This window comes from Caballeronia sp., from assembly GCF_028292365.1.
In the GTDB taxonomy this organism is placed as follows: domain Bacteria; phylum Pseudomonadota; class Gammaproteobacteria; order Burkholderiales; family Burkholderiaceae; genus Caballeronia.
Genome location: NZ_JAQGMM010000079.1, coordinates 1 through 3,156, shown reverse-complemented (window position 1 = coordinate 3,156; position 3,156 = coordinate 1). Strand labels below are relative to the sequence as shown.

The 3,156-nt window shown below is 58.3% G+C and carries 4 protein-coding genes; 1 reads left to right on the top strand and 3 read right to left on the bottom strand.

Translation table 11 applies throughout. The annotated features are described in order from the left end of the window. Positions 1–468 (top strand): NAD-dependent epimerase/dehydratase family protein (locus JWR14_RS04580; protein ID WP_299702081.1); only part of this gene is annotated, 468 nt, incomplete at its 5' end. A 159-nt stretch (positions 469–627) separates the two neighbouring features. Here the strand turns inward: JWR14_RS04580 and JWR14_RS04575 are convergent. From JWR14_RS04575 to JWR14_RS04565, 3 genes are all read right to left on the bottom strand, one after another. Further along, positions 628–1,179 carry a DUF4142 domain-containing protein gene (locus JWR14_RS04575; RefSeq protein ID WP_299702086.1) on the bottom strand — a complete coding sequence of 184 codons (552 nt, stop codon included), beginning with the start codon at positions 1,177–1,179 and terminating at the stop codon, positions 628–630. Between the two features lie 204 nt (positions 1,180–1,383). Further along, on the bottom strand, positions 1,384–2,229 hold the full coding sequence (nadE, locus tag JWR14_RS04570) for an ammonia-dependent NAD(+) synthetase (RefSeq protein WP_299702078.1): 846 nt from the start codon (positions 2,227–2,229) through the stop codon (positions 1,384–1,386). Beyond that, on the bottom strand, positions 2,222–2,752 hold the full coding sequence (locus JWR14_RS04565) for a CinA family protein (RefSeq protein WP_299702083.1): 531 nt from the start codon (positions 2,750–2,752) through the stop codon (positions 2,222–2,224). The genes nadE and JWR14_RS04565 overlap by 8 nt, the downstream gene beginning before the upstream one ends. Positions 2,753–3,156 lie beyond the last annotated feature (404 nt).

The following is a 3,156-nucleotide window of genomic DNA, read 5'->3' as shown; positions in this document are numbered from 1 at the left end:
GCGCGGATCTTCAACACTTACGGACCACGGATGCATCCATGCGATGGCCGGGTAATCTCCAACTTTATGATGCAGGCGCTTGCGGGCAAGCCGATCACGATTTACGGTGACGGTTCGCAAACACGATCCTTCTGTTACGTGGACGACATGATCGACGCATTCATTCGCCTGATGGACTCGCCAGAAGACATAACGGGCCCAATGAATCTGGGCAATCCTCATGAGTTGTCGATGCTGGAGATCGCACGGCGCATTGTTGCGTTGACAGGGTCATCGTCGGAGATCGCCTTCGCGCCGTTGCCTATGGACGACCCTTGTCATCGGCAACCGGACATCCGATTCGCAATCGACACGCTAGGATGGGAACCGGAAACCGGACTCGACGAAGGCCTGAATCGCACGACGCGTTATTTCCGCCGCTTTACGCAGGAAGCGGCGGTTCGGTCAGATCTCGGTTTACCCGCATGAGCAGGCAACGGCTGACGGAAGCGACCGGACAACACAGCTACGCGCATTCACCGAAGTCTCTGATCCGACGTGATGCCTCTGTTGCGCACGCCCCGAAAGGGGCCCGTCGTCCTTCGATTGGGTGGCGTGCATCGTTAGAATGCGTTCGGCCGACAGTAGTTAATCAGCCGCTACGCCCTTCTGCTTTGCAAGATCCTGTGCCATCTGATAATGCTGCTGGATCGTCGGCAATGCTTTCTGAGCGGCCTTCTTCAGATCGGCGTTCTGCCCGTCCGATATCTCTTTCTGAAACGCATCCACCGCTTGCTTGTGCCCTTCCAGCCCGACCTTGCTGATGTAGGCGTTGTCAAACTCCTTATTCTTCAGCGGCTTGAGCGAATCAAGTACCGAGGTGTCTGAGTTGTCCTTCGGGACCGTTACACCCTTGGGCGCCGCCATCTTCAATTGCACCGTCAATTTGGTGTGATCCATCATCATGTGGCGCGCAAACGCCTTGACATCCTTGTCGCTGGAACGGGTCATGGCGAGCTTGCTCGCATCTATCTCGGTAGACGAGGAACTCGACGCTGCTTGCACAAACGCTTTATCTGCATCCGACAACGGATTGGCCGCCGTGGTAGATGCAGCTTCGGTCGCGTTCTGCGCATGAACCAACGGTGCACTCGTGACTAGACAAGCAGCGAGCAGCGCAAACAATGGGATTGTTTTCATTCGTTTCTCCGTAAATCGATGATGTCGATAGTCGTAGTTTGTACCTTCGAGTTCCAGCAACCGCCGTTCCCAAAAACCGCGATTTAAATTCGGCAATAGCGACGTACCTCCAAAGCTTCCGATGGCGTCCGTATCGATGAGCGGGATCGCCGTGGCCCCGCTGCCCGCGCAGCGCGGTTGTAAAGCGGAAAGATATTTCCTACGTCAATCGCGAGGCGCTTCGACCGGAAGCGACCGCTTGTGCCTCGTCGCCGCGTAGAACCGGCGCAGCGTCGTGAACACTTCGTCACTCACCTCTTTTCCTTCGAGAAAGTCGTCGATGTTTTCGTAAGTAATGCCATAGCTGTCCTCGTCGGGACGCTGCGGCGTGAGCGTCTCCAGGTCCGCCGTAGGCACCTTCAAGACAAGGCGTTGATCTCCACCCATCGAGCGCGCAAGTGCGCGGACGCGGCGCTTGGTCAGCCCCGACAGCGGCAGGATGTCCGCACCGCCATCGCCGAACTTCGTGAAAAAACCCATGAGCGATTCGGCTGCGTGATCGGTGCCGATCACCAAGCCGCGTCGCGCGCCGGCAATGGCGTATTGCGCGATCATGCGCTGGCGCGCCTTGATGTTGCCAAGCACAAAATCCTCCTGGAAATCGTCCACGTATTGCGCGCCTCCCCGCTCGAGGGAGCGCAGCATCTCATCCGATGGGCTCTTCACATTGATCGTGAGCGTTTCGTCTGGGCGGACGAACTGCAGCGCAAGTTGTGCGTCTTCCTCATCGCGCTGGTCCCCGTACGGCAGTCGCACGGCGACGAAATGTGCCTCATAGCCGCGCGCGCGAAGGCGCTCGACACTCAATTGCGCGAGACGCCCCGCCGTCGACGAATCCACGCCACCGCTTATGCCGAGGACATAAGTTCGAAGTCCCTGTGAAATCAGATAGTCGGACAAGAACGCAATGCGCCGCTCGCGTTCCGAATCGGTGTCGAAGTCTTGGCGAACGCCCAGTTCGCGGATGACCTGCTGCTGCCAGTCCCGCCGTTCGCTCTTGCGTTCAGTCATGCTCGCCTCCGTTTCGCTTCGCTCGGTGTCTCGGCAGACGGTTGAAATGATGCTCGATGCGCGACAACGCATAGAGCGCCGCGGCGCGTCGAACTTCGTTGCGCTCGCCATCGAACGCCTTAGTCTCGCTGAAGGTCACGATCTCGCCGCCCCGCACCTTGTAGGACCATGCGAAGCACTGCGTGCCCGGCGGTGGACCGTCGCCCGGAGCAGCGTCCGCCACACCCGTGTTTGACACGGCAACATCCGCGCAGCACGCTTCTTGGTTAAGCGCTCCCTCCGACATTTCGCGCGCGACTTCCTCGCTCGTCAGGCCATAACGCTTCATGGTTTCTTCGCGTACACCAAGGAAACCCGATTTTCCCGTAGGTGAATAGGCCACGAAGCCCACATCCAGACAGCTTCCGCTCCCCGGCACAGACGAGATCAGGGACGCGATATAGCCCGCTGTACACGACTCGGCGGTCGCGAGCTTCAAACTGCGGGAGGTCAGAAAATAAACGGCTTGCCTGGGGATATCCACTGTTTCCACCTCCTTCGTATTGCTGTCAATTCGCCGACAATGCAAGTGACTAGCAATCGCTGCACCAAGGGCGCCGGACGGTAGGATACCTATCTTTAAAGTGGGTATTGCAACGGCATCGAGGGGGGTCGCGGCAGGAGTGTGGACATTCATCGATGATGCGAGCATTCGATAAAATGTCGGGAGAGCGAGCTCGGTCCGGCGAGCATTCCACGCTCTGCTCCGATGCATCGAATTCGCGGGCGTGCCCCGACTTCTCGACCTCGCCGTCGCCGATGTCATCGCGAGCCGTGCGGCCCATCCAGTGCGACTCGTCGATTGCTCAGTCAGGCACATCTTACAAGAGCGGGTTTGCACACGTTCCGTGCGACTGGGATGACGACCAGATTTTTAACTTATTCCTC

What these genes read in the sequence shown, in the direction of transcription:
- nadE (WP_299702078.1), bottom strand. Translation starts at nt 2,229, where the DNA reads ATGACTGAACGCAAGAGCGAACGGCGGGACTGGCAGCAGCAGGTCATC.
- JWR14_RS04575 (WP_299702086.1), bottom strand. Translation starts at nt 1,179, where the DNA reads ATGAAAACAATCCCATTGTTTGCGCTGCTCGCTGCTTGTCTAGTCACG.